We start from the raw sequence: 4,866 nt of genomic DNA, 5'->3' as shown, positions 1-4,866 counted from the left end.
GGCCTCCGGCAGCGCCGGGATCGGCCGTCGGGCCGGGATGGGCCGCCACACCGGGGCTGGCCGTCCAGCGGCCCTCCGCCTCGTCCGGATGGGACGAGCCCGGGGCGAAGCGGGTCGGGTTCGATGTGGGCGGGATCGGATGTGGTCCCGCCGCAGGGGGTTTCGGTGGGTGCGAGTCGGGGTTGGGGAGGGTGGCGTTGGGGTTGGGGATGGTCGCGGGCGGGCGGAAGGGGGTGGTGAGGGCCGCGCGGGCGGCGGCGGCGAAGGTGGAGCAGTCGGGGTAGCGGTCGTCGGGGGATTTGGCGGCGGCGCGGGCGAGGACCTCGTCCAGGGCCGGGGGGACGTCGGAGCGCTGCGGGTGCAGGTGGGGGAGGGGTTTGTTGAGGTGGCCGGCCACCACCTGGCCGGGGTTGGTGGCGGGGAAGGGGCCGTGGCCGGTGAGCAGGGCGTAGCAGGTACAGGCCAGCGAGTACTGGTCGCCGCGGTGGTCCAGGCGTTCCCCGGAGAGCTGTTCGGGTGAGGCGAAAGCCAGTGTGGCGGAGAACATTCCGGTGGCGGTGAGCTGGGTGTTGGAGTCGGCGAGGGCGGCGATGCCGAAATCGGTGAGCACGGCCCGTTCATCGCGTCCGGTCGCGGCGGCCCACAGCAGGATATTGGCGGGCTTCACATCCCGGTGCAGGATGCCGTGGCTGTGCGCGTAGTCGAGCGCGGCGGCGGTCTCGGTGATGATCCGCACCGCCCGCTCGACCGACACGGCGCGCGGATCCAGCCGGGCGGCGTCGGTGCCGGGCACGTACTGCACGGCGATCCACAGGTGTCCGTCCTGCACCCCGCGGTCGTGAATCCCGACGATGCTCGGATGGTCCAGCCGGGCAATCACATTCGCCTCGCGCTCGAACCGCCGCCGCACCTCCTGGTCCGCCGACACCTCCCGGTTCAGCAGTTTGAGCGCCACCTTGCGCGGCAGCCGCGGATGCCGCGCGAGATAGACCGTGCCCATGCCGCCGTTGCCCAGTACGCCTTCGATCTCGTAACCGGCGAACGACTCGTTCACACCGAGCTGCACGACAGGTCACTCCATCTCGTTCGATCGACAGGGCATCCGGGTCGAGCGCGCACGCTCCCCACGGTGAGTATTCCGCACTCCGCGACTAGGAGCCGTCTCGATTCCGCCACTCGTCGAACCGCTTGCCGATCTTGGCGACGGTCTCGCCCACCTCCTGACCCACGGTATTGACCGCCGAGGCGGCATCACGCCCGAGATTGCGCACCACCTTGACCAGCGGATCCTCCGACTGGTCGAAGGATTCGCGATAGCTGCGGGCGGCCTGGCGGATCTCCTCGCCGAACCGCGCGTCCCGGTCGGTGTGGCGGCGCGGGTACTGCCCGTCGAGCACCCGCCCGTATTCCCCGCTGGCGATCCACCGCCGCAGTTCGGCGGCGCGCAGCACCGAGAACGGGTGGCTCTGCAACTCCAGATTGAGCAGTTTGAGCACCCCGTCGCGCAGATCCCCGGAGCGGTCGTAGTCGTCGGCCTGGGCCAGGAAGGCCGCATGGCTCATCTGGTCCACTCGCGAGCCGCCCGCCAGCTTCATGTGCACCCGCACCGACGCCTCCACGTCCTGGCCCGCCAGCAGCCCGGCGCGGTCGCCGGACAGTTCGGATTTGCGGCTCCACTCCATGAGCGCGGCGATGATGGCCCGCAGCGCCCAGCCGCCGATCGGAATCCAGCCGATGCCACCGGCCAGCCGCATGAGATGCATGAGCATGGTGCGGTACACGGCGTGCCCGGAGAGCGCGTGTCCGAGTTCGTGGCCGACCACGAACCGCAGTTCCTCCTGGTCGAGCAGGTCCAGCAGTCCGGTGGTCAGCACGATGAAGGGCTGGTCCATGCCGATGGTGAGGGCGTTGGCCCGCGGGTCCTGGAGGACGAACATCTCGGGAGTGGTCGGGGCGTCCAGGATTTCGACGCAGTCCTGGCGCAGCTGGTGCAATGTCGTGAACTGCCGTTCGTCCACGCGCACCGCGGTGGCCAGGTAGAGCAGCCGGTGCTGGCGTTCGGCGAGCAGCCCGCTCAGCGTGCGCAGCACCATGTCGAAGCCGGAGAGGCTGCGCAGCGCCACCAGGGCGGTGCGGTCGGCGGGATGCTCCCAGGCGCGGGTGCTGATCTCCGGGAATCGGGTGCGGAGTCGGTCAGGGCTCGTCATGAATCTCCCCCGTGTGGGCGTTCGCGGTAATTCGCGGCGTCGAATGCCGCTCTGCTACAGTCTGCCCGTGTCGTCGAGTGCTCCACCCCGGGTCCGCCATGAATTGGCGTTGATCGCGGTGGGCTGCCTTGCGGTAGCGGACATTCACTGTCGCTGACCGCCGACCCGAACCGCTGCACAATCTCATCAGTAGACTGGCGCGCGTCCTTTCGCAGCTGACGTTCGTTCCCGGCGGCCTTCGGGCCGACAGCGCCATCGCCGTGCCCGGACGCGGGCTCACGGCAGTCCCCAGATTTCCGCCGACGAGTTCGGCGGGCGGTAGGAAAGGTCCCCTCGATGCCCCGCAGTTCCCGGCTCCGACGTCCGTCGCTCGTGACCGCTCTGGTCGCGGTCGCCGCCCTCGCCCTCACCGGATGCAGCGGCGGCTCCAGTGACGAGGTCGGCGGCGGCGATGTCGACAACAGTCGCGGCACCCTGCACCTGTACGCGTACGCGGTGCCCAAGCCCGGTTTCGACAAGGTGGTGCCCGCGTTCAACGAGACCGAGGCCGGGGAGGGCGTCGAGGTGGTGCCCTCCTACGGCGCGTCCGGCGACCAGTCTCGCAAGGTGGCCAAGGGGGCGGACGCCGATGTGGTGAATTTCTCGGTGGAACCCGACATCACCCGCCTGGTCGACGCCGGACTGATCGATCCGGACTGGAATGCCGACGCCAACAAGGGAATTCCCTTCGGTTCCGTGGTCACGCTGGTGGTGCGCGAGGGCAATCCCAAGAACATCCGGGACTGGGACGATCTGCTCCGTCCGGGGGTGGAGGTGGTGACCCCCAACCCGTTCAGCTCCGGCTCGGCCAAGTGGAATCTGCTCGCCCCGTACGCGGCCAAGAGCGAGGGCGGCAAGAACCCGCAGGCGGGCCTGGACTACCTGGCGGAACTGCTCTCGCCCGAGCACGTGAAGGTGCAGCCGAGTTCCGGTCGCATGGCCACCGACACCTTCCTTCAGGGCGTCGGTGACGTGCTGATCAGCTATGAGAACGAGGCCATCTTCTCCGAGCGCCAGGGCGATCCCATCGAGCATGTGGTGCCGCCGATCACTTTCAAGATCGAGAATCCGGTGGCGGTGCTGAAGAGTTCGCGCCACCCCGAGCGGGCCGCGGCGTTCCGGGACTTCCTCTACACGCCCGCCGCGCAGCGCGCCTGGGCCGAGGCCGGATTCCGCCCGGTGGACCCGCAGGTGCGCGCCGACTTCGCCGCCGAGTTCCAGCAGCCGCGGACCCTGTGGACGATCGCCGACCTGGGCGGCTGGCAGACCGTCGACCAGGACCTCTTCGCGCAGGGCAGCGGCGGTATCGCCGTCATCTACGAGCGGACCACCGGATAGTCGGGTGACGTGAAGCACACAGGATACTGGCTACCGTGAAAGACAGCAGCGGAAGCGTCGAGCTCGGGCGGGACTCGCACGCATCCACCGACACCAGCGGCATCCCGCGCCCGGACCGCTGGTCCTGGCTGCGGGTGACCGGATCGGTCGGCCCCCTCGGCATCGCGATCTCGGTGCTGTGGCTCAGCATCATCGTGCTGCTGCCGCTGGCGGCCCTGACCTTCAACTCGTTCAGTGACGGCTGGTCGGGCTTCTGGGACGCGGTCACCGCGCCCGCCGCCCTGGACGCGCTGCGGGTGACGGTCGTCGTCTCGGTGATCGTGGCCGTGCTCAATGTCGTCATGGGCACCCTCATCGCCTGGGTGCTGGTGCGCGACGACTTCCCCGGCAAAAGCATCGTGAACGCGCTCATCGACCTGCCGTTCGCGCTGCCGACCATCGTGGCCAGCATCGTGCTGCTGTCGCTCTACGGTCCGCAGAGCCCGATCGACATCCAGCTCAATGCCACCCAGCCCGGTCTGGTGGTGGCGCTGGCGTTCGTGACGCTGCCGTTCGTGGTGCGCTCGGTGCAGCCGGTGCTCATCGAGGTCGATATCGAGGTCGAGCAGGCGGCGGCATCGCTGGGCGCGGACAACTGGACCACCTTCCGGCGCATCGTGCTGCCGACCCTGGCCCCGGCCATCATCAGCGGTGGCGGGCTCGCCTTCGCCCGCGCCATCGGCGAATTCGGGTCGGTGGTGCTGATCGGCGGCAATATCCCGGGCGAGACCCAGGTGGCCTCGCAGTACATCCAGCAGCAGATCGAGGTGGACCGCCCGGTCAGCGCGGCGGCGGTCTCGGTGGCGCTGCTGGTGATCGCCTTCCTGACGCTGCTGGTGCTGCGGCTGTTCGCGGAGCGGGCGACCCGGAAGGAGCAGGACGCGCAGTGAAACTCTCGGCGATGACCCGCATGTCGCTGCGCACGGTGGCGCTCGGGTATCTGTTCGTGCTGCTGGTGCTGCCGCTGGGCATCATCCTGTACCGCAGTTTCGAGCACGGGATCGGGACGTTCATCGACTGGATCTCCACGCCCGCGGCGATTTCCGCGTTCAACCTGTCGATGATCATCGTGGCCATCGTGGTGCCGGTGAACGTGGTCTTCGGCGTGATGACCGCTATCGCACTGGTGCGCGGGCGGTTTCCGGGCCGCGGTCTGGTGCAGGGCCTGGTCGATCTGCCCTTCGCGACATCGCCGGTGGTGGTCGGTGTCTCGCTGATCCTGCTGTGGGGTGCGGGCGGCTGG

4 protein-coding genes and 1 pseudogene are annotated in these 4,866 nt (G+C 69.1%); 3 read left to right on the top strand and 2 right to left on the bottom strand.

Annotated features, from left to right (window positions below):
- A partial coding sequence (locus QK444_RS32525) for a serine/threonine-protein kinase (RefSeq protein ID WP_282785891.1) occupies positions 1-1,066 on the bottom strand: 1,066 nt, incomplete at its 3' end.
- Between the two features lie 85 nt (positions 1,067-1,151).
- Positions 1,152-2,207, bottom strand: coding sequence for a M48 family metallopeptidase (locus QK444_RS32520; protein ID WP_282785890.1), 1,056 nt, complete (start codon positions 2,205-2,207; stop codon positions 1,152-1,154).
- A gap of 336 nt (positions 2,208-2,543) precedes the next feature.
- Between QK444_RS32520 and QK444_RS32515 the strand changes: the two genes are divergently transcribed.
- From QK444_RS32515 to QK444_RS32505, 3 genes and pseudogenes are all read left to right on the top strand, one after another.
- A complete protein-coding gene (locus QK444_RS32515; protein ID WP_282785889.1) occupies positions 2,544-3,584 on the top strand; it encodes a sulfate ABC transporter substrate-binding protein in 1,041 nt (346 codons plus the stop codon).
- Positions 3,585-3,685: 101 nt separating this feature from the next.
- Positions 3,686-4,513 (top strand): sulfate ABC transporter permease subunit CysT, encoded by an 828-nt coding sequence (gene cysT / locus QK444_RS32510; protein WP_282785892.1) that lies wholly within the window; start codon positions 3,686-3,688, stop codon positions 4,511-4,513.
- A pseudogene (locus QK444_RS32505) lies at positions 4,510-4,866 on the top strand (sulfate ABC transporter); the annotation flags it as partial. The gene cysT and the pseudogene QK444_RS32505, both read left to right, overlap by 4 nt.

It is taken from the genome of Nocardia sp. CC201C (genome assembly GCF_030010695.1).
GTDB classification, from domain to species: Bacteria; Actinomycetota; Actinomycetes; order Mycobacteriales; family Mycobacteriaceae; genus Nocardia; species Nocardia otitidiscaviarum.
The sequence above is the reverse complement of the archived record's forward strand: the minus strand, read 5'-3'. Positions and strand labels throughout refer to the sequence as shown.